Below are 23,676 nucleotides of genomic sequence, written 5' to 3'. Positions count from 1 at the left end.
ACAGCAACTGTTACTGAGTTTTTGTTTCTGTCTGTTTCTGTTTCTGTTTCTGTTTCTGTTACTCATTTAGCCGGCTACTCATTTAGCCACAGCAACTTTTGGCTTTTTGTTTCTGGGAACAGGTTCAAAGGGCTTAACTGGAGGTTCAACAGACTCAGAGTTAACAGGGTCAGAGTCAAAGCCAGAATCAGAGGCAGAGTTAACAGGTTGTAAAAGAGGGTTAACACTAGAATCAGAAAAGTCTGAAACTGCTTCAAGAAGTAGTTCTGGGAGTATTTCAGGAAGTAATTCAGCTTGAGATTCAGAGTGAGATTCAGCTTGAGCGACGGGAGTTTTAGCAAGAGCAGCTTTCAAGATTTCAATTTCTCTGAGAGCTTCCGACAAATCAGCATGGAGTGTTTCGTTTTCGAGCATGAGCTGAGCATCAGTGACCAGCTCCTCATCGGAATCATCTAAAACTCGATCGACTTGTAAAGCGCCACTAACTTTCTGTTGAGATTGTAAGTGGGTAATTGTTGTGGAAGCCTCTTTAAGTTGAGCTCTCACTTGTTCTAGTTGAGATTCCAGGACTTCTTTCTCACCAACTTGTGCGTGGAGAGTTTGAATTTGAGCATGAAGGCTAGAAACTTCACGTTCCCGTGCTTCGATTTTTCCTGTGAGTTGTGAAATTTCAGAGAGTCGATCGCGAGAAGCTGCCTCAAATTCAGCGACTTCGAGCAACCGTTGTTCAGCAAGTGTAAGTTTTGCTTGTAATTCGTTGCGATCGGCTTGTAGGGAGTCTAACCGATGACGAAATTCTTCAGAATCTGCCAATTGTTGCTTGTTCAGATTCATGTACGCTTCTTTGAGTTCGACTTTTTGACGTTCGTACTCCGCTTTGTAAAAGTTCAATTCGTATTGAAGTTGTGGAAATTCTTTGACCTGTTGCCGAAGCACGTCATTCTCCTGTGCCAGCGATTTCATGCGATCGCCACTAATACTGGTATCGGCTTTTTGGTAAGCGAGACGGTAAATGGCAAATCCCATTTGCTTCATGACTGCCAGGAATTCTTCAGGTACTTCAGATTCATCAAGCAATCCGTCATCTACGGCTTCCAGCAATGCACTTGCTAAATCTTTTTCAGATTTTCCTTGCTTGAGGAGTGCCAGATTTTCTGATCGCCATTCCTTGACCAGTTTGCATACTGTGTCCGTACTTCCTCCGTAACCGTAGATTTCCTTGAGGGCTGCATTTACTGAGCGGACTGCAATCCCTACACGGTTTTTTTGAAGGGCAGCACAGGCAAAATCCACCATTTCTCGGCTAATTCCTGTGTATCCTGGGTTTTGCTTCTTGTGATTATCTAAGTCAAACCCCGATAAGTCAAGGCTGGTAAACGTTGTTGCTAGTTTTGCCATTGCTACTCATTGGTAAATAGTGCTGGTAAGTTAGTTACCAGTATAACGCTATTTACCAGTAGTGGTAAATACATTGATTAAAAAGTCGCAAGGGAAATAGAAGGATTCAGGAGGCAATCCGCTCGGCAATAACCTGGAGTACCACAGCAAGCTCCTCCTTTGAAATAGTACGAACTTGCTGTACGAGTTCTTCTAATCGGCTGGGTTTCCGCTTCCCAGCAAGGACTAGCTTGAATTCTTCAAGAGTTTCGCCTCGGAACTTAGCGACACGTTCAAGATTTTCTAGGTCGGGAACTCCTTCAAGATTTTCCCAAGCTTTGATGGTGGGATGAGTTACGCCAAGTAAGCGACCAAATGCTCGATATGGCCGATTTGCACGCATTTCATAGATCACCTCAGCAAATTTTGCCCTGGTGCGATCATCCATCACATATCGCTGAGGTTCCCTCTGGCTGTCGTTTTCAGGGTTTGTAGAATCATTGTGAGGAGGATGTTGATGGTTCTGACGATTGTTCTGGTAGCCACGGGGAAGATGTTGCACCTGGAGGGAAGATTCACTTTCCACATCTGGATAGTCGCCGTCCGAAAAACGAAATTTGGTATGAGATGGGGTATCCATTTGGTAAATAAGGTATTATTGTGGTAAATACGCATGGTAAGAGAGTTACCAAGCATCCTATTCGCAGGTACAAGGCACAGAGCACAGGGGAAGGTAAATAAGCAAACTCAAGCTAGTAATAGCTTAAGCCATAGCAGACATTGAGTTAATCACATTCTGAGCCGTTCGGAACCTTAGTTTGCTTTGAGCTGTTCTGGATTCTCAATCACCACACCCTTAAATGCTTTGCGGTCTTAGCCTGTCCTGACAGTGAAACAGGTACTAAGTCCGCCTTGCTTTAGCGTAACAACTTCGCCGTACATTAGCAAAGCTCCATCATTCTTCTTTGAGCTTGGCAGATTTTGCGATGAACGGGCAACCATAACACGCAGTCAGGAAATTTTAAGCGTGGACGGCTACCAATCTCTTACTCACTCCCTATTTTCTTTATATGATGACAGATTCCTTACCAGTAAGCTCAACAGTGTTACTTGACGCAATCACTTTGCCTCATAAAAGTAAGAAAACCAAACGGACTTTATTAATTTCAGAAGAACTAGACCACAAAGTTCGTGTTTTAGCAGCGGACAAAAGAATTAGTGTGGGTTCTTTAGTTGAAGCAGCTTTAATTGTTTATTTTTCTCAGAATATCTCTCAACAAAATACTGAAATGTAAAAGCTCAGAGGTTCTGATGACAATAAACGGATGGTGCCGTACCAACTATCACAAAGATGGTAAACGTCGTTTTGCGAAGTTGACGGACGGCTTGTGCTGTGAATGTATAGCCGATCGACTTGCTAAAGCAACTACTGAATCACTTAATGAACCAGTCGCTGAGCCTAAAGAAACGCCACAAAAAACTGCACAACAGAAGAAGGAAACAGCCGATCGCAGAAAAATCACTTGTCTCCAACAAAAAATTGTAGATATGGAGGTAGAACGCAACCTTTTAACTGCCCAAATTGATCGTTTGCAATTTAAATTGCAGACTCTTATCAGCTCCTTAAACCAATCGCGAGTTGAAAAACCAAGAATAAAATCAGGAGTAGCAAAGACGTGAGTAAGAAAATAGTGATCGATCGTGAATTAGCAGAAAAACATCTCAATTACCTGGGATATGCACCGGGTGAAGCCTACTTGAGATTTTTGTATTATTCCACAGATCCCCGGAAGAAAAAGGATAAAGGGCGCAAAGTCTCAATTCTCAACTGGCAACAAATCGAACAATATCAAACTGATGGGCGCGGTGTGTATGTAGTCATTAATGGCGCTGGCGGTACTGGTCACACCGATGCTGATATCGCGCATTGTTGCGGTATCTTCTGTGAATGGGACGACATTTCGCTGGCTGAACAGTTTGAAAAATGGAGTTCTGTAGGCTTTGTAGAGCCAAGCTTCATGATATTTAGCGGTGGCAAGTCCATGCAACCGTATTGGTTGTTCGAGGAGCCTATTACACCAGAGCAGTGGCGCGAACTGCAAGTGCTTCTCATCGAGATAATGGAAGCTGATGAAAGTAATAAGAATCCCAGTAGGATGTTACGCCTAGCAGGGGCGTGGCACGTCAAACCCGGTGGTGAACCCATCAAATCAGAAATTGTCAGTGAATCAGGTATTCGATACAATTACAATGATTTGCGGGAACATCTTATTAAATTATTCACGGAACTTGAGCAAAGAAGAAAGGAGCAAAATCAGCAAAATTTACTCAATTTATTGCCGAGGCAGATAATTGCTGAAAATACTACCAACGGTACAGGAAGTGCGGGCACTTCAACGGCAACACTTATAAAACCGACAGAAACTATCCCCGCGCCAGGAACCAAAAAGATAAAATTCAAGGATCTGAAGGTTCCGGTGCCGATCGCTATCCCCTTGGATTCCGCCTTGGGGAAAGCCAAAGTTTATTTAAATGGAGTCGAAACTCAAAGAAATACATCGATGGCAATGCTCGCCAGAGATTTACTTGGAGTTCAGGCTGAATTTCACCGCCTGGGACAACTTACAGATGACGATGCTTATACATTATTTCTGGATGCTTGTCGCCGTTGTTCACCCGGTGGTGGATGGGATGAGGATGAATGGCAGCAGGTATGGGATTCGGCTGTTAAATCCAACCCCATATCCTCTATCAAACACTATATTCCTGATGGAGTAGAAAGCTGCATTAAGGGCGTATACTGGCGCTTTCTAAAAAACCAGCGACCCTTTGATTTAGATTTTTTACCTGAGCCTGCTTCTATTTCTTTTCCAGCTTCTCTTCCTGATTCTGTTGCTGAGTTAGAAAATCCCAAGTCATCGGATTTTAATATTTTCAATTCTGATGACAAGATGATTCAGGATTACCAAAAGTTGAACAGACATTTTGGGAAGCGGATTAGACTAAACACACTCAGCAAACGAATCGAAATAGATGGAAAACCAGTATCTCTCGATCGAGTCCGTCTTCAACTCGCAATCAGACACGGAGTATTAGTCAGATCGAGTAGAGAAGATGTCCAAGACATTCTCACAGAAATAGCCGTGGACAATCAATATTCACCCATTCAAGAGTATCTGAATTCTCTCCCAGTGGCTTCAGATACTTCAATTTTAGATACTCTGGCTGAAAAATACTTTGGTGTTAACGATCCAATTTATGAAATGTTCGTCCGAAAAACACTGATTGGCGCTGTCAAGCGGACTTTTGAGCCAGGCTGCAAAATAGACACAGTTATGATTCTGCAAGGGAAACAGGGCTATAGAAAGTCCACTTTTTTTAAGATACTTGCCGGAGACAAATATTTTGACGATTCCCTGGGAACGGTGTCGGATAAAGATGAACGGCTGAAATTGCACCAAGCCTGGTTTGTTGAATGGGCAGAACTAGAAAGCGTTTTCAGACGGCGCGATGTCTCTGCCACAAAAGCGTTTTTATCGACCGGAACCGACAAAATCCGGCCGCCATATTGCCGAGATATTGAAGACTTCAACCGACCCAGCATCATTGTCGCAACCACAAACAAGCAAGAGTTTTTGGCTGATGAAACAGGCAACCGGCGATTTTGGGTAATTCCGGTCAAACACCGGATCAATACTAAATTGCTGAAGAAAGAACGAGATGCAATTTGGGCTGCTGCGATGCTGGCTTACAAATCAGGGGAAGAACCTTGCCTTGAATATGAAGATGAAGAAACTGCCGAACACATTGCTCAAGAATTTCAATCATCAGACCCCTGGGAAGATGTCATCGAAAATTACATTGAGCATCGCGACTATATTCGGCTTAGCGATCTGCTTACTCATCTCCAAGTTGACCTGAGCCGACAAGAGCGATCGCACCAAATGCGCTGTTCGGCAATTCTCAAAAGAATGGGGTGGGAACGAGAATTCCGATCGATCTCCAGCAAACGAGTCAGAGTTTGGTGCAAAACTGAACCAGTCCCCGAACCAGTCCCCGAATCCGTCCCTGTTGAGGCTGCTGATCAACCTTCATTTTTGAAAAACCCCTTAAAAATGGAGGTTGATCACGAGGTTGATCACCTTGCTACATCTGGCTTTGATCAACCTGATCAACCTGATCAACCTATTTCTCAAACTTTACTAATTCCTGAACACACCCCCGATTCTTCCCCCCCTTCTTCCCCCGACCAAACCTCCGATTCAGCTCCCGATTCAGCCTGTGAGCAAGCGACGGATGGTGAGAATGTGATCGCCCAATCATGTGAACCGATAGCAGATTTGGCAAACAAGGACGCGACGGCAGCAGCAGATTTAGAAAGTTTGGGTGAAAAGGTCGATCAGGTCGATCGGGTCGATCAAAGCCATAGCCAGAGTGAGTTTCAAAACGATCGACCTTCTGAAAATGAGGTTGATCTTCAAAAAATTGAGGTCGATCAGCAAACTCAGCAGCAAATAGAGGAGGCAGAATTACTCAAATATATTCGCACAGTGCTCGAAGCCGGCGACCCGAAATTAGCCAGAAATATCCAGGGCATTCTGAAGGAAGTTTGCGGAAGCGGCGCTGCCGATCGCCAGAAAGTCTGGGCAAGCCTAACCGAAGCCGAAAAAGCTGCTTTCAGCGCCTTACTCACACTTCCTGACCCTGACTCTGACTCTGAAACTGCTGAAAACCTACCTGAAACCAGCAACGCACCAACTACACCCGCATCTGAATCTACCTCTGAACCTACCTCTGAACTTCTACATGAACCTGCCCAGGAATCTATACCGGCTACACCAGCCACAACTATGAGTGAAGCGATACCAACATCAAATTCTGTGCCCACATCAACCACACCTGAACCCGTAGCCGAGCAATTAATTAGTGAAGAAGATGCCCAGAAAATACGAGAAATAGCATTGATTTGGTGGAATGAATACCATCCCGATCGGATGCAAGCTCTGCTAACACAAATGTACGGTTGGCAGACACCGGGGACTAAGTACGACGTGGCTGTGATAATTCAGTGGCTTGAGGGAGAAAGTGCGGAGATTCGCGATCGAATCAATCAATTGATAACCCTCAGAAATAACAATTCCTCAACCGATGCTCTATCAACGGATTCTCTAAAGGAAAAAGACCAGGAAACAGACGCTTAAAACAGTAGAGATTATGACCAATGAACAAACAGGGGAAGATGAAGGTCAATCGAATAAGCTCTCAACTGAACTTACGGTTGAACAGCAATTTAAACTTAAAGTTTATTCGGATGAGACTCAATCACTTTCTGCTGAAGAAGCGCAGATTTTGCTCATCGAAATGGTTCGGAGAAACATGATTAAGGACAATGTTATTAAACATTTAATCAATCATCATGACGGCGAACTTCACCATTTTTAAGTTGGTTGTTAAGAGTTTCAAGAGAGATTCTGACACGACTATAGCGACAAAATTTTGTCCTAGCAATACTGCGGGTCAATGTTTAGATGAGTAAAAGTGGAATAGGAATTTCAGAAATTTTTGCAGTCGATCGTACCTCCTCCAGCGCTCGTAAAAATTGGCTCATCTTTATGCTCAGCTTGCCACTTTTCAGGTCGGCGATCCAGCCGTAATTTTTGTTCCGCCCGACAGATTGGGGTCCCCAGTTTTTTTCATACCCACTTAAACGTTCGCCGAGCAAAATGCGCTCGGACAGGGCCGCCATTTCAGGGCCGCCATTTCAGGGCTGCTGCTTCTCTGGCTTAAGCTTTTGGGTGTCTCGCAACCAGTTCCCTAAACTTCTCGGCAACTTTCTCAGAAACAGAGAAACACGCTTTGTTTCCGAAAAACAGAGAAACGTGTTTCTGTAACCCAAAATATTTAACTCGATTTTACAGTGGTTGTAATTGACCAATGGGTCAAAGAGGTCAGAAACAGAAATGGATTCTTGTTTCTGGGGCCGATACTACGACCCCAAAGTAGTTTCAATTTACTTGTAATACTTACTGGATATAGATTTTTAGCATTTTCAATAACTGATATATCGATTTAATCCTTTTTTTAAGAATTCTCAGAATTTTCAGATTCTTCAGATTCTTCAGATGGGACAGCTTCCCGTTGCTCCAGCCATTCGAGCACAGCCATCCTGACGATCGATGCCAGTGACTGACTCGGCTCAATCGCCTGAGCTTTTAATCGCTCCCGCAATTGCCCCACGTCGAATGTAACGCTGATCCGATCGCGACTATCCCTACTTTTTGCCATGAAATCTCATAAAATCCCATAAAATCCTTTGACTACTCAAATCAGGATAATGGAAAACTTAGAAAGTTTCTAAGTTTTTCTTGACGTAACACTAATTTAGTGTTACATTTGCAAAAACGCCTGGTAAACGTGCGTCAACACGTTCACCAGACTTTCCACCAATGCCGCCAGACGGCACTAGGAGACAGAATTATGTTACAGCAACAGCATCTAGTTGTGGTTGAACGTTCGTTCAACCCCAACTGCATTGTCAGAGGTTTCGGCAAAACGGGTCAAGAAGCAGCTCGCAAAGTTTTGGAACAAGCACGGGAATATGGCTACTGGGACGCAACGAAAACTTACCCCAAAGCTAAAAACCCTGAGCCAGCAGTCCCAAAAGGAAGTGGACGGGACGATGGCGCGTTCGCGCCCCGCAAGCTACGATAATTTTTTTTGCTCTGGCTGCGATCCAATTAAAGTACCCAAAATCCAGTAACTGTAAATAGCTCGTGAGATACGCAAAAAAATGCCGTAGACCATACCCGGCACAGTTTGAGCAGCCAAATGGAAAGCGCAATTATTGGACTCGGACTCAGCTCAAAGAACTACTGGGACAGGTAGGTAAAAAGAAGCGCAAAAACGCCCCAGCAATGTCAGAGGGTTCGTTTAAGCGAAGGCTGGCACTGCTGGAGGAATGCCCAGAAGCAGAGCGGGCGATCTACACCCGCCAATTCTCAGATTTCACAAAATGGTGTCTGGTTCGCATACAAGAAATTTTTCTGAATGAATGCGATCGAAACCTAGAAAGAACCCGTACTTACCTCAAAGAAAAAGGACTAGAAACAGATGAATACTTCGCGCAATGATCTGAAATGGGAACTCGGATTGGGGACTGTCAAAGAGATCACGAATGTCCGCAAAGCGCTTGGGCAGACGGATTGGCAGCAAACGACAATCTCCGAAGCAGACACTTTAGAAGTTCGCCAATACTACAAGCTGATCCGTGAGGATAGGCTGTCGGTGCAGGAAGCTATTTTAGCGATCGCCAATGCCCGCACCGGCACCGCAGCCGAATTTCAAAACGACAATATTGACGAGAACGCGATTGACCACAGCGAACACCGCGATGCTCAAGAGGAAACCAATGAGTTAGTATTCGCAGTGCAAACGGCAACAACTGAGGCGGCCTTGGCGATGACAGATGTGGGTGCTGGCGCAGCAGCCGTGGCAGTTGACGCTTTCTTTGTGTCCCTGGGCAGCAATGTTGCCGAGCAGTTGCATTCCCGGTCAGCCAACATTCGATCGAATTTCAAACAAGTAGTTCAGGCAGTGCAAGATGCTCCCCTGGATTTACGGAATGGAAGCTTACCAGGAAAAAAAACCGAGCCACAGAAACGGATAACTGGAGCCTGGGGTTAGTCGAAGCCTGTCTCGAACTAGCCCAAGCTTATAGCTCACGGCTAGTTCTGGAGGAGCAAGCTCGTAATGCTCAGAATCAAAAACTACTCACTACCTTAGTTATCTATTCGAGCTTGCTTTCTTCCTCTCCTTCCTCTTCTCATCCTGATTCATCAATATCATCAACTTCATCAAGTATTTCAGAAAATAGTTCAGAAAGTATTTCAGAAAAGGAGAAAAGAGCAATGTTCAAATGGTTGCTATCAATTTTTACTGCTCCTGTTAACCCGTACCCAATTAGCTCAGCTTCAGTTTTCATGACAGGAGTTTGCTAAATGCTAATTTCCATTACTTCTGACCAAGTTTACGATTGGCATCCAGACCAGAGAATTTATGTCTACAGTGCTGATAAAAAATGCTTGCAACTGTGCCGAGTGATTGATTTGGATTTAACTTTAGGCGATCGAACCCGATTTATTGAACCCGTTGACGAAAATCTGCAACTCTGCAAACCAAAAGAACGAGAAATACCTCCTAACTGCGTCGGAGGTAGGCATTGCCCTTATCCTGGAGTTTGTTACCGTTTCGAGACTGAACAACAAGATTATGAATGCACTTTCCCCACTGTTGAAGATCAGTTGGCACTTGATGATTGTTGGAAATAATAGCGAAATTGAGTTAATACTTCTGACTAGCGTAATTCTAATCAGTTGCTTGATTCTTCTACTCAATATCGTCAATGTGTCGCGAAATGTTCGGCAACTCAACAAAGTTAAAAACATTCAATTCCGATACAAAAAACTGAAGGATGACAAAGGGTGGAAATAACGCCTGAAATACAAGCCATTCTCGATTTCTTGAAACAGTTTGGGAAAGGTAGTACAGCCGAAATTTCTTTCTGTACTCTAATCGAAGAATGGCGCGTAGAAATTGATGTTCAAGACATGGCTGATGAAGGTTGGGTACGACTCTCAACCGATGAAGCAAGCAATATCGTCGCAACACTGGTAAACCACAGTAAAGATTATTAGGAGATAAGGATGGTAACAAGAATCACAAGCATGAGTTATGACGAGCTTCAGGCTGAGCGGAATGCTAACCAACTGCTCAAAGATAATCTGAAAGATCAACTAGAAAAGGTCACAGATACAAAGCTGTCTTTGAAATTAAGTCAAGAACTTTTGCAGCTCTCGAAACGCAATGAAAAACTGGCAGAAAGACAATTAGTTCTGATGTCTAAAGTTAAACGACCGATCGAGATGTCGCTTGAAGAAATTGAAGCCGAACAAGAAAAGAATAGAGTTGGTATCGCCAAATTTGAAGAAGACCTGAACTCTACTGATTTTGATACACGGTTTAACGCTAGCCAAGAACTGCGGACTCTTTATACACGAACCAGGGCGAACGCATCTAAATTTCATGTTAACAGAATCTGGTATCTTGGAGAAGAATTATTGAGTAACTACAAAACATTTAATTAGGGTTTACCTGTATGAAACTTCAACCTAAAATAACTATCGCCGACCATTTTTCTGACTTAGAAGATCCAAGAATTGAGCGGACGAAACATCATCAATTAATTGATATTATCACCCTCTCAATTTGTGCCGTGATTTGTGGTGCTGATACATGGGTGGATATTGAAAGTTACGGGCGAGCTAAATACGAATGGTTAAAGAAAATTTTAGAATTGCCGAATGGCATACCTTCACATGATACAATTGCGCGAGTATTTTCTCGGCTCAAACCGGAGCAATTTCAGAAATGTTTTTTGAGTTGGATTCAATCTATTAGTTGCTTCAATCCCGGAGAAGTAATCGCAATTGATGGCAAAACTCTTCGCCATTCTTACTCACGGGGAGGAGATAAGAAAGCAATTCATATGGTCAGTGCTTGGGCGACGAGTCAAAGATTAGTTTTAGGACAAGTTAAGGTTGATAAAAAGTCTAATGAAATCACAGCTATTCCGGCTTTACTCAAAGTATTAGAATTAAATGGAAGCATTGTCACGATTGATGCTATGGGCTGTCAGAGGTCAATTGTGAAGTCAATTGTCGAACAAGAAGGAGATTATGTAATCACCTTAAAAAAGAACCAACCCTCCCTGTATGCCAGAGTAGAAGAGTTGTTTAAACAAGCAATTAGACAAGGATTTTCGGGATTTACACATACAGCTTATTCGACGAATAAAGAGAGTAAGCACGGTCGCTCAGAAATTCGACATCACTTAATGTTAAGTGACATCAAAGAGCTGATTGACCCCGACAATCAATGGGAGAAATTTCAGAGTATAGGTATGATAGAATCCGTAAGAATAGTGAAGGGAAAAACAACTATTGAAACTCGTTATTACATTAGTAGTTTACCAAATGATGCTCAAAAAATTGGTGAATCAGTCCGCAGTCATTGGGGAATTGAAAATTCTTTACATTGGGTATTAGATGTGGGTTTCCGTGAAGATGAATGTCGGATTAGAAAAGATAATGCTCCCCAAAATTTTGCTATTCTTAGACACATCTCGCTCAACCTTTTGAATCAAGAGAAAACTTCAAAAACTGGAGCAAAAAATAAGCGACTTCGAGCCGGGTGGGATGATGACTATTTGACCAAGATCCTCGCTGTTGCAGTTAACTAAATTCTCACGAATAACTCATTATTAACTCTTATACAACTTGGAAACAGTGGTTGTAAGAGTTTTATTGTCTCAAAATTAGCAGAAGCGTAAAAACCACCATTAATCAGTTACTGTTTTCTTACTAAAGTCATTACAAAGCGTGTCTGTAGCTTCTAAGAATGGTGAATTTATCTCAAAATATACTCACCACTGATGAACAGTGTTCAATAAGATGCGTTCCCCCTGATACACGAACTAGAGCATTAAATAAACAACGAATCGCTCTTTTGAATCATTCGATCGCTCTTTTGAGGCAAGAATTAAATGCGAAATAAAAACCCTAAGTCAACCCTATTTTTGAAACACCAAAAGCCACCTAAACAGCCAAAAGCTAAGAGAAAGAGTGATTATATCCCAGGGTTTAATTACATTTTTCAAGACGGTTATCTGTCCAAAGTTGGCTTGAGTGAGACACCAAAATCACGTCACTATTTCTTGTCACGAGAGTACCAAGCTCCGTTACAAATTAGGGCGATCGTATTCACCATGAATATGAGACTGACAGAAAAAACGATCCACAAAATATTTAAGCGTTGGAATGTTTACCGAACATACGGATTAGATGGTAGGACAGAATGGTTTGAAGCCCCTCCTTACAGGGTTTTACTGATGCAAGTCACGCTATTTCTTATCTGTTGGCTGGTTAATTTCGCTTATTTAGCTCTGGCTCTTTTAATTTTGATGTTTTTTTCCTCTCTGGTTTTTAGATGATGATCGAACATATCTTGAAATTATTCCCAAAGCTGTTGGCTTCTCAGCAAAAAGTTACTCAAGTTTCCCGAAAACTGAGTAATAAAATCTTTCAAAATTGTAATCAGGATGCTCGACATCTACTGCCAGGTTGCTATTTCTATGCAGGGTTGCAAATTCAAATCAAGTTTTTTTCTGCATCTTCAGAAATTCTGAAAGAAAATCTTGAACATTGGGATTGGTTAGTCTATGACGGTTTTGGGCAAGTAGTTCTAAAAACTGGTGTCGGAAATACCATAGATGATGCTAGAGCTTTAGCTCAAGTTTGGACAATTGAATTTCTTCAAGGCACAATACCTTAAAGGTGATGCAAATGGTTAAACAAGTTCTGAATCTGATACCAGTAAAGCTACTTCAAAAGATTGGTAGCTTAATTGTTGAAAACTTACACGATCGAGATGAGCTACGGCATTGGCAACCGGATCAATCCGATGTAGCCGAAACTTTCTGTTATATGGGCTTAGAAATCAAAATCATTGCCTGTGCAAAGTTGAATTACTGGTACTGGTATTGGTTTGTTTGCGATGGTCGAGGTGCCGACATTCTCAGCAACGGAACAGCTACTACCGAAAATGATGCGATCGCCTCTGCTGTTAAAGGGGCGAATGCGTTTCTAGCCGATGATGTTGATACTTTAGCTGAGGAAGAAATAGATGCTTAATTGGCTATTCGGCACACCTCAAACGATCAATCAATATTCTCGAAAGATTTACGTTATCAGCAGCCGTCGCCCAACCCAAATTTTTACACTTTATGCTGACGCGGAAATTTGCGTAATTCAGGCAATGAAACAAGTTGAGCGCCAACTTCCCAAACCGGAACCGGGAGAAATGGTGAAAATCACAGCTTACCTAACACCGAATGGTTTACCAGAATAATGCGTAAAAATTTCAAACCAATACTGAATCTGTTGCCTGATTCGATCGTTCTATCATTCACCAAACAGTTGTTGATCTACCTAAAACTCAAAGGTGCAATAACAGAATGGGTGATAGATCCACCAATCTCTGATGAATATGAACACTGTGGATTGATTATCCGTTTGCGATGCTTCCACATTGACGGAGATGAACGTTGGAGCGAACAGTGGATTTGGTATGTCTACGACGGTATGTATCGGTTTCTCGATCAAGGCATGACCTATGACTCCGCTTCCTCCCTTTTAGCAGCCCAAAAGTGGATTAACGATTTTATGAACTATGACACTGAAGAATTGGATGAGGTTAGCAATAATGTTAGATAAATTTTGACTGCATCACGTTTGATTAAACACAGTTTAACTAACAGGAAAAATAATGCAACAACAACTCGACCAAGAACAAGATGTTTTGACCTACCTTCTCTCAACCCTAGTCGGTGGCGCTCTTGATGCTGAAGGTGAGCAAATGTTGGATGAGGTTTTTGGCATCACAACTGCTAATTTGAACCAACTCACTCCCCAGGGCTGGGCTGCGATCGGTGATCGGGCAATCCAAGCAAAATGGTTTCTTGACCACATCAGCGAAATCAAAGAAAAGTTCAAGCTACTCATTGACGCACAAATCTGTTTCCGTGAGTTCCAAGCCTGGCTGATGGAAGCTGGCTATAAAGGCGCTGAGAAAATTAAGAAAGCTCAGATAGATGTTGCCGTTGCTCGTGCCAAGTATGGCGCAACAGTAGAAGTCGAAGATTATCGACTTACCAAAAGGCAAGAACAATTCACAGAGGAAACTGTACAAGATAAGCTTTTCTGGGACAACACGGTAATTGCTGCGATCGCCAAGAAAGTTGCCGAAGTTGATGCAGCCACTACAAAGATGCAAGGAAATCCAGAATTTGCTCAACAGTTAGCAGATTGGAAAGATCAAGAGAGCAATATCTATAAGCAAGCTGCATACGGTTTGAAACACGGTACTCATGGCTTGAGTCATCCAGCTCTCGGCGGTTCTGCTTCCTCTCCACTCCAAATTAGTCAGTCAAGTTTCTCTCAACCTCAATTTGTTTCAGCTTCAGGTTCAGGTTCAGCTACACAACGATCGGCAGTACAACGCTCAGCAACAACCAAAGCGAAGGATTCGATCAATGTAGCGGTTAACTGGTCAGGCGACATGGCAGGCAAAGTTAATGGTGTTGCTTCGCAGATAAATCGTGGTTTTTCAAGATTTACTAAATTCTTCAGAGGTGAAAGTTGATTATTTCTAAAGGTCACGTTTTCAAAGTCGTCAGCTCAATCGATTACACCAAAGGCACTGCTGCTACGACAAATACAGGCTGGGTAACGACAGATGACCATAAACCGGGAATAAAAGTACCCAACCCTTACGGATATTTAGTAGTTGCTGAAACTTCGGCAATACAGAATATCGAGATTTGCCCCAATTGTTGTCTGCTCTACGGCAAAATCTTCAATAAATGCACCAACCATGTTTTTACAACCTCCACAATTACCGCAAAACCAGAAGCCTGCTGTACAACAACAGCCACAAGTAGAGTCGATCGTCTATAAGCCGTCAGCGCAACTGAAACACCTCAAGAATGTCAACAACTGGCAATTTTTGGTAGTGAATTTTGCGATCGGTATCGGCATCGCGAATTTATTCCGGTTCTCAAAAGCGCATCTTTTCTTAGGGATTGTGGTGATAGTCATCAGCTCTCTCAGTCTGTTTTTCATGTTGCCAGGCGATCGCTCTTATCTCGGACTCTGGCGAACGGGCGGTGCAGCACTGGGAATCGGAGGCATTCTCTGCTTCTGGGATTTGTATTATCTCCTGACCTGGCAGCATGGTGTGGCGATCGCAATCTTTATCATTGTCGCGATGTGGATCATTGGTGCGGGTAGTAAATAACACTTACCTCCCTATTGGTACGGCTGTAGTCGTTTGAGTCAGCAGCAGGGAGATTTTAAGTTTTGGCATCACTCCTCACTCATCACTCATCAGTCATTAGTCATCAGTCATCAGTCATCAGTCATCAGTCATCGGACATCGGGCATCGGGCATCAGACATCGGGCATCGGGCATGGCATCGGGCATTAGATTTTGGGCATTGGATTTTGGGTATTGGGGATTGGGTAAAGGATAGGAGTCATCAGTCATGGGTAATAGGGTAACGGTCGGGTCATTTTTCGGAGCATTTTGCTGTCTCGGTTTGGCATTGATACCTCTTCCGTTTGATCGCTGGGTGGGAGTTCGGCAAGCCAGTTCGATCGCTGCGCTCGGCTGCGGATATTTCGGCTGGAAGGATAGCCAGAAACAGAAGGAACAACTTGAACGGCAAGAGCTTTGGGAGTTTGAGCAGCGACTGAAACAACAAGCGCTTGATGCTGCTGTTAATTCCGCCCTCACGGATGTCCTAGTTGAGGAGGTAGTAGTCAAAGAAAAGCTTCGGGCCGACGCCTCGGTTGAGGTCTACAAAGCGGAGACTCAGCAGAATTTTGTCCGAGTCATGGCTCACGATCACCCTGAAATTCTTGAGCATCTTCTCAAAAGTTCACAATCCCCAGTCTCAGAAACAAAAACAGATTTTGATTCTCACTCAGAAACAGAAATAGATTCTGTTTCTGATTCTGTGTTTGATAGTGTGCCTGGTGGTGTGGCAAGAGAGAAAACTGAAGAAGAGAAGAGAGCGGAATATATAGCTGCTGCCCGATCGAAGCTGTTGAAATTGATTGAGGAGCATGAAGGAGGCTGGATCGCACAACTGATGCACAAACCCATCCTAATTTATGGGGATATGGGTAGCTTTAAAAGTTACTTCGCAGCTTTTTTAGCACTGTGCCGGCATTATTTATATGGTCACAAAATCATTTCGATTGCCGACCCTCACTTTCACCAAAATTATGATGAGTGCTGGAAAACTCTGGTTAAACTGGGAGTTTCCGGCTACGGCGCAAACCAAAACTTTGATGAAGTTGGCGCACAACTTAACGCTATGTACGATCGATTCAAAGTCCGAACTCTAAAAGATGATTGGCTGACCTCTATCTTTGATGAAATGACACAATATGGCTTTGAAGAAGGTACGGCGGAACCTGCCAGCAAACTAACCAGAAAAGTTGTTGGCGACCCTCGCAAAGGCAAAGAAGCGCCCATCTTTATTGCTCACAATGATACTAACGCTGCTTTCGGCGGGGGCGACGGTTTCAGTAAATCGGTTAACTCTGGAGTCATCAAACTTCAGTTACGATCGGACAGTAAATATCAACCACTGTTCAAAGGAACTATTTCGGGTATCAAAGATGAAGAGGGAGAGTGCATCAAAGATTTGCCTATTTCTATTTCGCCATACTGGATACGTCCTGAATGGGTCTATGAGTTATTTAATGGCTTTAGTTCCGAGTCTGACAATCAAGTTATTAGTAATTCAGAAGTGAACCAGAAACCTGATTTAAACCTTAGCTTCCAAAACACAAAAACTGAGCTACAATCTGAGATAGAGCCTGAAGTAACATCGGACATAGACAAACTAAATCGTGCATTAAATCAGTCAGTATCGTGGGATTATTGGTTAGCCGAATCAACCACTGAAGAACTCGATCGACAAATAGAATTACATCGATCGCAAGGCATTCCCAACGCAGATAATTTGCCAGATAATTCAGCAGATAACTCAAGTGAGAAATTATCAGCTTTAGATAATGTTATCAAACCTGAGATAACTCCAGAACCCTTACACAGAGAGAATTATCCAGTTATCTGGGATGCCGAAGATTTCGCAAGATTACTGCCAAATGAGTCAGAAACAGCACTTTTTGAGCGCATTTTGAAATTATCCGATAAATATAAAAGTCCAAGTAAACTCATTCAGGTTGGTTTGGGTTTCACCCAAGGGAGGCGGAAGCCAAAAAGTTATTCAGATGTAGGTAAAAGATGTTTTCAATACCTCGTAATGAAACATGGCACACCTTCACTGATAGCTAAATTCAAGGATTACTTGGAAAAGAGTTAAGTCGAATCGATCCTTTATTCGTAGCTTGCGGGTCGCGTAGCGACATCGAATAAACGATCGATAATCAATTTCAACAATCAGTCAACCAAAACTAAGAGAGAATTAGGAGACAAAATGCGTAAACCAACACCAGGCGAATCGGTATTTTTGGCAGGAACATTGACAGCATCGGTATTAGCAACAGTCGAAATTGTTCCAGATGTTGCCAAAGAATTAGCAGAAGATGCACAGAGAACAGCTCAAGTTTACGCACAGCAAAAGTTGGTACATCCAGTAGATAGTTTTACCGCTGGAGCAATTCTCGGTATAGTAGCTGGTTCAGCAGTAACTCTGAAGGTTATCGCGGAAAAAATGAATAATCCGTAATTCGTAATCCGTAATCCATAACCAAAAAAGAAATCTCATAGTAAAATCATGTTAAGTTGATTTTACTATGAGATTCTGAGTGAGATTTATGAATCAGTTGACGATTTTTCTATTCGGTATTTTGTGCGGATTAATCGGAGTTTTACTAATACTATTACTCTCCCAGCTCATTCACTAATAATTCATGACGCTCTGACCGTAAATATGGTTGCTGTTGTTGCTGTCGATTTTTGGGAGTCCGAGGTGCTTTATTACTAAAAAATCCCCAGGCAATTAATGCAAAGCCAGCGACTAACTGACCATCTTCATTACTAATTTTGCCAGTAGCCACAAGTAATTCTGCAACACCAGCGATCGTTCCTAAAATACTAGAAATAAGGTCTAATTGATCAATAGTAGGCTTTCTAAATCTTAAGTTCATCGTTTTTGATTGAGTTCAGAAGTATCAGTCTTTATCAAGTATCAGTCTTTATCATCGTCAAAATGACTTTCGATCGATTCAATAATAGTGCAGGCAGCGATTTGTAGTTTGTGTTCAATAGCTTCGATTCTGCATTCCAAAGTAATGTCTCGAAGTTTATTCATATCCTGCCAGCGTCGCATTTTGTACCCGGCAGTAATCGTGTCACTCTCTTGTTTTTTAGTTAGATCATAGGTAAACTGGTCGATTCTACGAACTAAACTATCTTTAATTTGGCGAGAAGCTAACCAGAAAATATAGGTAGAAATGATGGCAACAGTTCCGATCGAAGCAGCAATATAGTCAAGAGTCTCTTGTTTCATCTGTGCATAAATTAGATAGGAGCAAACAATTTATCCCCTGCAATAATAGTTGTCGGATAGATAAATTCGGGGTCATGTTTGTATCTTGGGTCAGACTTAACACAATCCATGAAGTCAAAGTGTTGTTCAATATCGTGACCGACGAAACATCCAGCTCCGGCTGTGTGAATGTCATTCTTAGGATGGCCGTACCCATGATGCTGGTTGATGCCAAAGTAACCCTCATCGATCGCATCACCGGTTCTCATCATGTCCCTGTTCCAGTCGCGGTGCACCTTAACCAGCCCGACTTGGATAAGAGCTTCGTGGGGGTGAGAGTAACCATGTAGACCGACTTGCCAAGCTCGATACTGCCCAAAAGCAATTCTGGCAGCTCCATTAGGGTTCATGGGATTGTCGGTGTAGTAATAGCCTGGTTCGGTTGTCGCTTCCCAAGCGCCTTCGATCGTCGGCAGTCCATCCCGGAATCCTAAAATCAGTCGGGCATCGTTGAAATGGTTGGGAGTATCAGCGTTAAGGGTTCCGTTCGGGTTCATCCCTTCCACATAAATGATGTTTTTTTCTCCCTGTTTCCGAGCCAAGCTATATTTCTTGGCTTCCATGTATCTGACAATTCGTTCAGCTAATTTCATAGTTTTTCAGGATAAGGTTAATTTTTTGAACTCGTTAGGAAGAATTAGGTCAGGCTGTGACCAAAGACCTAATTTCTTACGGTTAGCACTGGCAGTTTCAGTAATAATTCCTCGGAGTACAGTCAACTCTCTGGTGTTGTAAGCAAAGCGGTTATATGGGAGGAAACTTACCCCCATTCCGCTCTTGCATTGAAGAATCTGGATATTTGTTGCTGCTGAAATTTTGTCAAAGTAACAGTCGCATATCCAGCGATCGAACTGGTCTTTCTCGATCGGAATGGCAATAATCGGTTTATTTGCCACCATATTCATCAATGCAGTTTTTGCCGTTTGCGCCCATTCCCAATGTTTAAGAACTCTGGGGTCTGTGCTAGTTACTCCCGGTCTTTGAGCTTCAGGAGTATCTATCCAGCGGAGTCGAACTCGTAAATCAGCACCTCGAAAATCGAGAGTTAAAGTATCACCATCAAAAATGAATTTAGAAAAACAGTTATATGTAGTCCCTGGAGTAATCATGGGGTTCAGCCTCGGAAGTATTTTATTTATTGTAATTTACTTTTAAGGCTGATGAACTGCTATTGTGGATTTACCCAAACAGGTTGAATCCAAAGCCGTTTACTATCTCTCCAGCGCTTACCATGACCTGATTCTAACACCCTCCAATGTCCTTGTCTCCAGTGGCTATACGGAGATAAATGAGTTCCTTTTTCTGCGGATAATACCGAGAATTTTTGATAGTTTTTGCCCAGCCAACGCGGATATTTTATATTAGAAGAACTCCGATCGATCGGTTTGAATCCCTTGCTTTTTGTTTTGATGTCGGAATCTGTCACACTCGTCAATAAGGATGGTGCAAATTCCATAGTCAAAAGTACATTGATTGCGAGATTTCTGATGCGTTGAAGAAATACTCTGTCTTCACTTGAGATAATATGTTTGCCAACACTCTCAGTTTCATCGTAAATCAAAGTACCATCACAGTTAACAGCAGTTCCAGAAGTCCAAACAGTTTCATTAGAATCAACTGTGCAAATCTGGAAATATCGATCGTGATCTAGGGAAAATGGTTGAATCTCGATATTATGCCATTTGCCGGAATTCCATTCAGGAAAGTCACAAGAACTACAAGAGATTGTCAGATAATCTACTTCACCGCCCTCGGGCGTGTTAATTAAGCCTTTGGGTATGGCTAGCAGAAAAGTAGGTAACGATGGTTGCCAATCCTTAAGCACGTAAGGTTTAGCAAGTGCATCTGTGTTATCGAATGCTTCAATTAATTGCTCAGTCAGACAATAAATAGGAGCATCTTTGATAAACCAAAGAGACGTACGGTAGCTATGGATGAATGCAGAAATATCAACTTTGGCATATTCAGAACCGCAACTTGACAGAGCTACCGCAAGAATTCCGGTCAAAGTATGCCAAGTGATGTAATTCGGGGGCATCTTGTAAGTGCGATCGCCCCGAATTTGTTTGAGTAAATCTTTGTAGAGTTCATCAAACCTTTTCAGGCTACGATCGCGGTTAGGATTCTTTTCGTCAAGGATGATTGATTTTAGTTTCATGATTTGGCTTCAAATTTTAACGTAAATGATTCGAGTTCTCTGCGGTGGCATCCCTCTCAAGTTGGCTTTAACTCCAAAACTTAGACCGTCGTAGACTGCCAACATATAATCGGCCGCTCGACTCATTTCAATATCTTGTGCTGGATACCGACCTGCATCAATGATTGGATATCCGAAATTTAGATCGCTTCCAGTTTCATAAACTTTAACGTTAGGATATTCCAGAATATTTAGAAACGCTAAAGCTAGTTGATCAAATCCGCGATAGTTCCCGATCAAGATGGTAGCATTTAGCTTGGTGATATTATGAATTCGCGTCCACATTTCCGCGTTCATTTTATCAAGTCTTTCGGTTCCGGTGAGAAATACTTGCATGATGAGGGTATAATTGATTTGGTGTTTTCACTGATGGAATTGACTGTTACAAGCGCGATGTAACAGTCACTTTTTGTGAGAACTTTTCTAAATTCTTTTGAGAAGCATGGCAATTCGATCGTACCGATCGGCATGACAACCGTTATCAAAAATTCCAAACTGTTTATCAGAATAGTTGATGCCCAATACCGAGATGATGCAGTAGTGACTGTAATAAGGGAATAATATTGAGCCTAAATATGGCTCAATATATTCCGTTTCAAACAAAGCTTTCGCTGTCAGTTTTTCATACTGTTGCTGGGTGTTTTGTCCCAAAAGTTCTAAACTTTGAGTGTTCATTCGTCAACGATTAGCTAAAAGACTCCCACTCTACAGCGAAGCTCTACGACTGTAATAATTCAATTGCTTCACTTCTGTAAGCTGATCGATCGACCACATTTGCGCTAAAAGTTTGCCAATTTTATCATAAGTTTCGGGAGACTTAGCAGCTTCAAAGCCCTGGGTTCTGTCTGCTAGACAACAGGTGTTACGGTAATAGCGAAAAAGTCTTTGTAGCTCCGGTTCAATATTTAATTTATCCCAACGTAGTCGGTTAGCTAATTTTACCGCTGGTCGATTGTATTGAATGGCTGAAGGATGGATAAAAGAATCATTGGAATCGTCGATTTTTGTGAGATAGGGTAGTGACATATTACTGTTCCTAGAAATCACTACCCTACAGCGAAGCATTACTGGCTACCTAGCACCACGACTGTAATGATTTACTTTTCTCTCTTCAGTTAGCTGTTCGATCGACCATAACTGAGCCAACCGCCGACCAATCTCATCATATTGTTCGGTACGAGAATGGTAAAAGCCGTAACCTTTTCCCACATATCCTTCATCACATCCAAACGTTAAAAAGATATATAGCAATCCTAAATCATTATCAAGACTATGATACAATTATATGCAATACTTGATTGTGACCATAAAAAAATGGATAACTTACAACTGCAACAAAAAGATAGAGAAAAAGAAATAGCCCAATTAGAATCTTTCATTAAAAGCGATATCGATGCCAGAGAACTCAAACGAGCAATAGCTGTAAGGATGGCGCTCTCAGGTAAGATCTACAATGAAATCAGCGAAATTTTAGGTGTAAGTAATTTTTTTATTGGTTATTGGAAAAAACAATTTAAAACCAAAGGCATCGCCGGAATCAAACTAGGACATAAAGGGTCAAAAGGGTATTTAACAGCTCGACAAAATACTGAAGTAATCGAGTGGTTAAAGAATAAAGAATATTGGAATTTAGATGAGTTGGTTACTTATTTAGAGCAAGAATTTGGTGTGACATATAAATCAAAACAGAGTTACTATGAACTTTTCGACCGGGCGAAAATTAGTTGGAAAAAAACTCAAAAAACCAATCCTAAATTTGATAAAGAACTGGTAAAAAAAAAGACGGAAGAAATTAACGATATTTTATTTAAAAACAAAGAGGGTATAGAATCTGGGGAAATAATAGTATTGTTTTTAGATGAATGTCATCTACTTCATGGTGATTTAACTGGTTATGTTTGGGGTCAATCAAAAATCAGAATAGAAGTCCCCATTACCAATGAAAAAGATAGACAAACTTATTTTGGCGCCCTCAATTATCAAAGCAAAGAATTCCATATTCAGAGCCATCCATCTGGTGATGGAAAATCAACAGTTAAATTCATAAAATACTTACAAAATAAATATAAAAATCGCAAGATTATCTTGATTTGGGATGGAGCTAGTTATCATAAATATGGCGAATTTAGAGACTTTTTATTAGAACTAAATGGTGACAAAGAACCTGAGAATTGGTCAATTACTTGTATTTTATTTGCTCCCAATGCTCCCCAACAGAATCCCGTTGAAGATATTTGGTTACAAGCTAAAAACTTTTTAAGAAAGTATTGGTATTTATGTAGGTCTTTTAAGATTGTCAAATTTTTATTTGAGTTTTTTACTAACGAACATAAATTTGATTTTCCCAAAATACGTCAATATACTTACGCACAGAAAATCATTTAGGATTGCTCTAGATATAGAAAATCATTTAGGATTGCTATAGCAGGTGTCGCCATAGGACGGGAACAGTTCACCCAATATAGGCTTAATATGTTTCTTTTCCCAGCGAAGTTTAGCTGTTAATTCCTGAAATACTAAGTCTACATCAAATCCAGAACCTGAAGATTCAGATTTAGATTCAGATTTAGATTCTGGTTCAGGATCAGGCTCACGGAACTTATCATTTTTATGCGGAATGCGAATTGCCATAATTATTTACCTCGACTGTTGTGATTAATTTTTTTGTCTTCGGTTACTTGTTCGATCGGCCACATTTTTGCCAACCGCCGACCAATTTCATCGTATTTGTCCAAGCAATCTCGATAGATTCCATAGCCTTCTCCTACATACCCTTCATCGCAGTTAGGAGTTAGAAAGATGTAGCAGTAGTCTTTGTAATAAGGAAACAGTTCATCCAACTCAGGCTCAACATTATTGATTTCCCAGGATAGTTTCGCCGTAAATTTCGCGAACATTGATT

The 23,676-nt window shown here is 41.8% G+C and carries 38 protein-coding genes; 21 read left to right on the top strand and 17 right to left on the bottom strand.

The window, feature by feature from the left end:
* Window positions 1-78: 78 nt before the first annotated feature.
* Both QUA74_RS10970 and QUA74_RS10965 read right to left on the bottom strand, forming a co-directional pair.
* Window positions 79-1,398: a hypothetical protein gene (locus tag QUA74_RS10970; RefSeq protein WP_333328075.1), complete on the bottom strand. Its 1,320-nt coding sequence runs from the start codon at window positions 1,396-1,398 to the stop codon at window positions 79-81.
* A gap of 106 nt (window positions 1,399-1,504) precedes the next feature.
* Window positions 1,505-2,017 (bottom strand): helix-turn-helix transcriptional regulator, encoded by a 513-nt coding sequence (locus tag QUA74_RS10965; protein WP_333328072.1) that lies wholly within the window; start codon window positions 2,015-2,017, stop codon window positions 1,505-1,507.
* A gap of 430 nt (window positions 2,018-2,447) precedes the next feature.
* Between QUA74_RS10965 and QUA74_RS10960 the strand changes: the two genes are divergently transcribed.
* Genes QUA74_RS10960 through QUA74_RS10945 form a run of 4 tightly spaced genes read left to right on the top strand, consistent with a single transcriptional unit; the run spans window position 2,448 to window position 6,819 of the window.
* Complete coding sequence (locus QUA74_RS10960; RefSeq protein ID WP_333328069.1) at window positions 2,448-2,672, top strand: hypothetical protein; 225 nt, start codon at window positions 2,448-2,450, stop codon at window positions 2,670-2,672.
* A gap of 16 nt (window positions 2,673-2,688) precedes the next feature.
* The gene (locus QUA74_RS10955) at window positions 2,689-3,057 is read left to right on the top strand and encodes a hypothetical protein (RefSeq protein WP_333328066.1); all 369 of its coding nucleotides are present in this window, start codon (window positions 2,689-2,691) and stop codon (window positions 3,055-3,057) included.
* Window positions 3,054-6,578: a virulence-associated E family protein gene (locus tag QUA74_RS10950; protein ID WP_333328062.1), complete on the top strand. Its 3,525-nt coding sequence runs from the start codon at window positions 3,054-3,056 to the stop codon at window positions 6,576-6,578. The genes QUA74_RS10955 and QUA74_RS10950 overlap by 4 nt, the downstream gene beginning before the upstream one ends.
* A gap of 13 nt (window positions 6,579-6,591) precedes the next feature.
* Window positions 6,592-6,819 (top strand): NblA/ycf18 family protein, encoded by a 228-nt coding sequence (locus QUA74_RS10945; protein ID WP_333328059.1) that lies wholly within the window; start codon window positions 6,592-6,594, stop codon window positions 6,817-6,819.
* An 82-nt stretch (window positions 6,820-6,901) separates the two neighbouring features.
* Here QUA74_RS10945 and QUA74_RS10940 read toward each other — a convergent pair whose 3' ends face one another.
* Together QUA74_RS10940 and QUA74_RS10935 are read right to left on the bottom strand one after the other, a co-directional pair.
* Window positions 6,902-7,123 (bottom strand): hypothetical protein, encoded by a 222-nt coding sequence (locus tag QUA74_RS10940; RefSeq protein WP_333328056.1) that lies wholly within the window; start codon window positions 7,121-7,123, stop codon window positions 6,902-6,904.
* Window positions 7,124-7,458: 335 nt separating this feature from the next.
* On the bottom strand, window positions 7,459-7,662 hold the full coding sequence (locus tag QUA74_RS10935) for a hypothetical protein (RefSeq protein ID WP_333328053.1): 204 nt from the start codon (window positions 7,660-7,662) through the stop codon (window positions 7,459-7,461).
* A 99-nt stretch (window positions 7,663-7,761) separates the two neighbouring features.
* On the opposite strand from QUA74_RS10935, the gene QUA74_RS10930 reads away from it, so the two are divergent.
* From QUA74_RS10930 to QUA74_RS10920, 3 genes are all read left to right on the top strand, one after another.
* Window positions 7,762-8,088 carry a hypothetical protein gene (locus QUA74_RS10930; protein WP_333328050.1) on the top strand — a complete coding sequence of 109 codons (327 nt, stop codon included), beginning with the start codon at window positions 7,762-7,764 and terminating at the stop codon, window positions 8,086-8,088.
* A gap of 62 nt (window positions 8,089-8,150) precedes the next feature.
* Entirely contained in the window at window positions 8,151-8,507 is a 357-nt protein-coding gene (locus tag QUA74_RS10925) for a hypothetical protein (RefSeq protein ID WP_333328047.1), read from the top strand.
* Complete coding sequence (locus tag QUA74_RS10920) at window positions 8,488-9,060, top strand: hypothetical protein (RefSeq protein WP_333328044.1); 573 nt, start codon at window positions 8,488-8,490, stop codon at window positions 9,058-9,060. The genes QUA74_RS10925 and QUA74_RS10920 overlap by 20 nt, the downstream gene beginning before the upstream one ends.
* Before the next feature lie 139 nt (window positions 9,061-9,199).
* Here the strand turns inward: QUA74_RS10920 and QUA74_RS10915 are convergent, their stop codons facing one another.
* A complete protein-coding gene (locus QUA74_RS10915; RefSeq protein WP_333328041.1) occupies window positions 9,200-9,358 on the bottom strand; it encodes a hypothetical protein in 159 nt (52 codons plus the stop codon).
* Window positions 9,359-9,374: 16 nt separating this feature from the next.
* Here QUA74_RS10915 and QUA74_RS10910 point away from each other — a divergent pair, with 16 nt between their 5' ends.
* From QUA74_RS10910 to QUA74_RS10860, 11 genes are all read left to right on the top strand, one after another.
* Complete coding sequence (locus QUA74_RS10910) at window positions 9,375-9,704, top strand: hypothetical protein (protein ID WP_333328038.1); 330 nt, start codon at window positions 9,375-9,377, stop codon at window positions 9,702-9,704.
* Window positions 9,705-9,857: 153 nt separating this feature from the next.
* Entirely contained in the window at window positions 9,858-10,070 is a 213-nt protein-coding gene (locus tag QUA74_RS10905; protein ID WP_333328035.1) for a hypothetical protein, read from the top strand.
* A 9-nt stretch (window positions 10,071-10,079) separates the two neighbouring features.
* Window positions 10,080-10,520, top strand: a complete 441-nt coding sequence (locus QUA74_RS10900; RefSeq protein WP_333328033.1) for a hypothetical protein — start codon at window positions 10,080-10,082, stop codon at window positions 10,518-10,520.
* 11 nt (window positions 10,521-10,531) lie between these two features.
* Window positions 10,532-11,674, top strand: coding sequence for an ISAs1 family transposase (locus QUA74_RS10895; protein ID WP_333328030.1), 1,143 nt, complete (start codon window positions 10,532-10,534; stop codon window positions 11,672-11,674).
* Between the two features lie 303 nt (window positions 11,675-11,977).
* Entirely contained in the window at window positions 11,978-12,424 is a 447-nt protein-coding gene (locus QUA74_RS10890) for a GIY-YIG nuclease family protein (RefSeq protein WP_333328027.1), read from the top strand.
* 35 nt (window positions 12,425-12,459) lie between these two features.
* A complete protein-coding gene (locus QUA74_RS10885) occupies window positions 12,460-12,765 on the top strand; it encodes a hypothetical protein (protein WP_333328024.1) in 306 nt (101 codons plus the stop codon).
* Window positions 12,766-12,776: 11 nt separating this feature from the next.
* A complete protein-coding gene (locus tag QUA74_RS10880) occupies window positions 12,777-13,124 on the top strand; it encodes a hypothetical protein (RefSeq protein WP_333328020.1) in 348 nt (115 codons plus the stop codon).
* Window positions 13,117-13,341 (top strand): hypothetical protein, encoded by a 225-nt coding sequence (locus QUA74_RS10875; protein WP_333328017.1) that lies wholly within the window; start codon window positions 13,117-13,119, stop codon window positions 13,339-13,341. The genes QUA74_RS10880 and QUA74_RS10875 overlap by 8 nt, the downstream gene beginning before the upstream one ends.
* Entirely contained in the window at window positions 13,341-13,706 is a 366-nt protein-coding gene (locus tag QUA74_RS10870) for a hypothetical protein (RefSeq protein ID WP_333328014.1), read from the top strand. Before QUA74_RS10875 ends, QUA74_RS10870 begins: the two co-directional genes overlap by 1 nt.
* Window positions 13,707-13,758: 52 nt before the next feature.
* Window positions 13,759-14,634 (top strand): hypothetical protein, encoded by an 876-nt coding sequence (locus QUA74_RS10865; protein WP_333328011.1) that lies wholly within the window; start codon window positions 13,759-13,761, stop codon window positions 14,632-14,634.
* 231 nt (window positions 14,635-14,865) lie between these two features.
* The gene (locus QUA74_RS10860) at window positions 14,866-15,288 is read left to right on the top strand and encodes a hypothetical protein (RefSeq protein WP_333328008.1); all 423 of its coding nucleotides are present in this window, start codon (window positions 14,866-14,868) and stop codon (window positions 15,286-15,288) included.
* 117 nt (window positions 15,289-15,405) lie between these two features.
* On the opposite strand, the gene QUA74_RS10855 is transcribed toward QUA74_RS10860, so the two are convergent.
* Window positions 15,406-15,537, bottom strand: a complete 132-nt coding sequence (locus QUA74_RS10855; RefSeq protein ID WP_333328005.1) for a hypothetical protein — start codon at window positions 15,535-15,537, stop codon at window positions 15,406-15,408.
* Here QUA74_RS10855 and QUA74_RS10850 point away from each other — a divergent pair.
* The gene (locus tag QUA74_RS10850) at window positions 15,536-17,389 is read left to right on the top strand and encodes a hypothetical protein (RefSeq protein ID WP_333328002.1); all 1,854 of its coding nucleotides are present in this window, start codon (window positions 15,536-15,538) and stop codon (window positions 17,387-17,389) included. The genes QUA74_RS10855 and QUA74_RS10850 overlap by 2 nt on opposite strands.
* 114 nt (window positions 17,390-17,503) lie before the next feature.
* The gene (locus QUA74_RS10845; RefSeq protein ID WP_333328000.1) at window positions 17,504-17,755 is read left to right on the top strand and encodes a hypothetical protein; all 252 of its coding nucleotides are present in this window, start codon (window positions 17,504-17,506) and stop codon (window positions 17,753-17,755) included.
* Window positions 17,756-17,909: 154 nt separating this feature from the next.
* Here the strand turns inward: QUA74_RS10845 and QUA74_RS10840 are convergent, their stop codons facing one another.
* The 9 genes from QUA74_RS10840 to QUA74_RS10800 form a co-directional block, all read right to left on the bottom strand.
* Window positions 17,910-18,176, bottom strand: a complete 267-nt coding sequence (locus QUA74_RS10840) for a hypothetical protein (protein ID WP_333327997.1) — start codon at window positions 18,174-18,176, stop codon at window positions 17,910-17,912.
* Between the two features lie 41 nt (window positions 18,177-18,217).
* The gene (locus tag QUA74_RS10835; RefSeq protein WP_333327994.1) at window positions 18,218-18,538 is read right to left on the bottom strand and encodes a hypothetical protein; all 321 of its coding nucleotides are present in this window, start codon (window positions 18,536-18,538) and stop codon (window positions 18,218-18,220) included.
* 11 nt (window positions 18,539-18,549) lie between these two features.
* On the bottom strand, window positions 18,550-19,170 hold the full coding sequence (locus tag QUA74_RS10830) for a hypothetical protein (protein WP_333327991.1): 621 nt from the start codon (window positions 19,168-19,170) through the stop codon (window positions 18,550-18,552).
* Between the two features lie 6 nt (window positions 19,171-19,176).
* On the bottom strand, window positions 19,177-19,686 hold the full coding sequence (locus tag QUA74_RS10825) for a thermonuclease family protein (protein ID WP_333327988.1): 510 nt from the start codon (window positions 19,684-19,686) through the stop codon (window positions 19,177-19,179).
* Between the two features lie 59 nt (window positions 19,687-19,745).
* A complete protein-coding gene (locus QUA74_RS10820) occupies window positions 19,746-20,735 on the bottom strand; it encodes a hypothetical protein (RefSeq protein WP_333327986.1) in 990 nt (329 codons plus the stop codon).
* Window positions 20,736-20,744: 9 nt separating this feature from the next.
* On the bottom strand, window positions 20,745-21,110 hold the full coding sequence (locus tag QUA74_RS10815; protein ID WP_333327983.1) for a hypothetical protein: 366 nt from the start codon (window positions 21,108-21,110) through the stop codon (window positions 20,745-20,747).
* Window positions 21,111-21,197: 87 nt separating this feature from the next.
* Window positions 21,198-21,449: a hypothetical protein gene (locus QUA74_RS10810; RefSeq protein WP_333327980.1), complete on the bottom strand. Its 252-nt coding sequence runs from the start codon at window positions 21,447-21,449 to the stop codon at window positions 21,198-21,200.
* Between the two features lie 30 nt (window positions 21,450-21,479).
* A complete protein-coding gene (locus tag QUA74_RS10805; RefSeq protein WP_333327978.1) occupies window positions 21,480-21,800 on the bottom strand; it encodes a hypothetical protein in 321 nt (106 codons plus the stop codon).
* 45 nt (window positions 21,801-21,845) lie between these two features.
* The gene (locus QUA74_RS10800; RefSeq protein ID WP_333327976.1) at window positions 21,846-22,055 is read right to left on the bottom strand and encodes a hypothetical protein; all 210 of its coding nucleotides are present in this window, start codon (window positions 22,053-22,055) and stop codon (window positions 21,846-21,848) included.
* Between the two features lie 33 nt (window positions 22,056-22,088).
* Between QUA74_RS10800 and QUA74_RS10795 the strand changes: the two genes are divergently transcribed.
* Window positions 22,089-23,159, top strand: a complete 1,071-nt coding sequence (locus QUA74_RS10795) for an IS630 family transposase (protein ID WP_333327972.1) — start codon at window positions 22,089-22,091, stop codon at window positions 23,157-23,159.
* 21 nt (window positions 23,160-23,180) lie between these two features.
* On the opposite strand, the gene QUA74_RS10790 is transcribed toward QUA74_RS10795, so the two are convergent.
* Both QUA74_RS10790 and QUA74_RS10785 read right to left on the bottom strand, forming a co-directional pair.
* On the bottom strand, window positions 23,181-23,405 hold the full coding sequence (locus tag QUA74_RS10790; RefSeq protein ID WP_333327970.1) for a hypothetical protein: 225 nt from the start codon (window positions 23,403-23,405) through the stop codon (window positions 23,181-23,183).
* Window positions 23,406-23,407: 2 nt separating this feature from the next.
* Window positions 23,408-23,671, bottom strand: a complete 264-nt coding sequence (locus QUA74_RS10785; protein ID WP_333327967.1) for a hypothetical protein — start codon at window positions 23,669-23,671, stop codon at window positions 23,408-23,410.
* Window positions 23,672-23,676: the final 5 nt, after the last annotated feature.

It is taken from the genome of Microcoleus sp. LAD1_D3 (assembly GCF_036702135.1).
Lineage (GTDB): Bacteria > Cyanobacteriota > Cyanobacteriia > Cyanobacteriales > Microcoleaceae > Microcoleus.
Note: the sequence above shows the minus strand (reverse complement) of the source record. Positions and strands in the feature narration are given on the sequence as shown.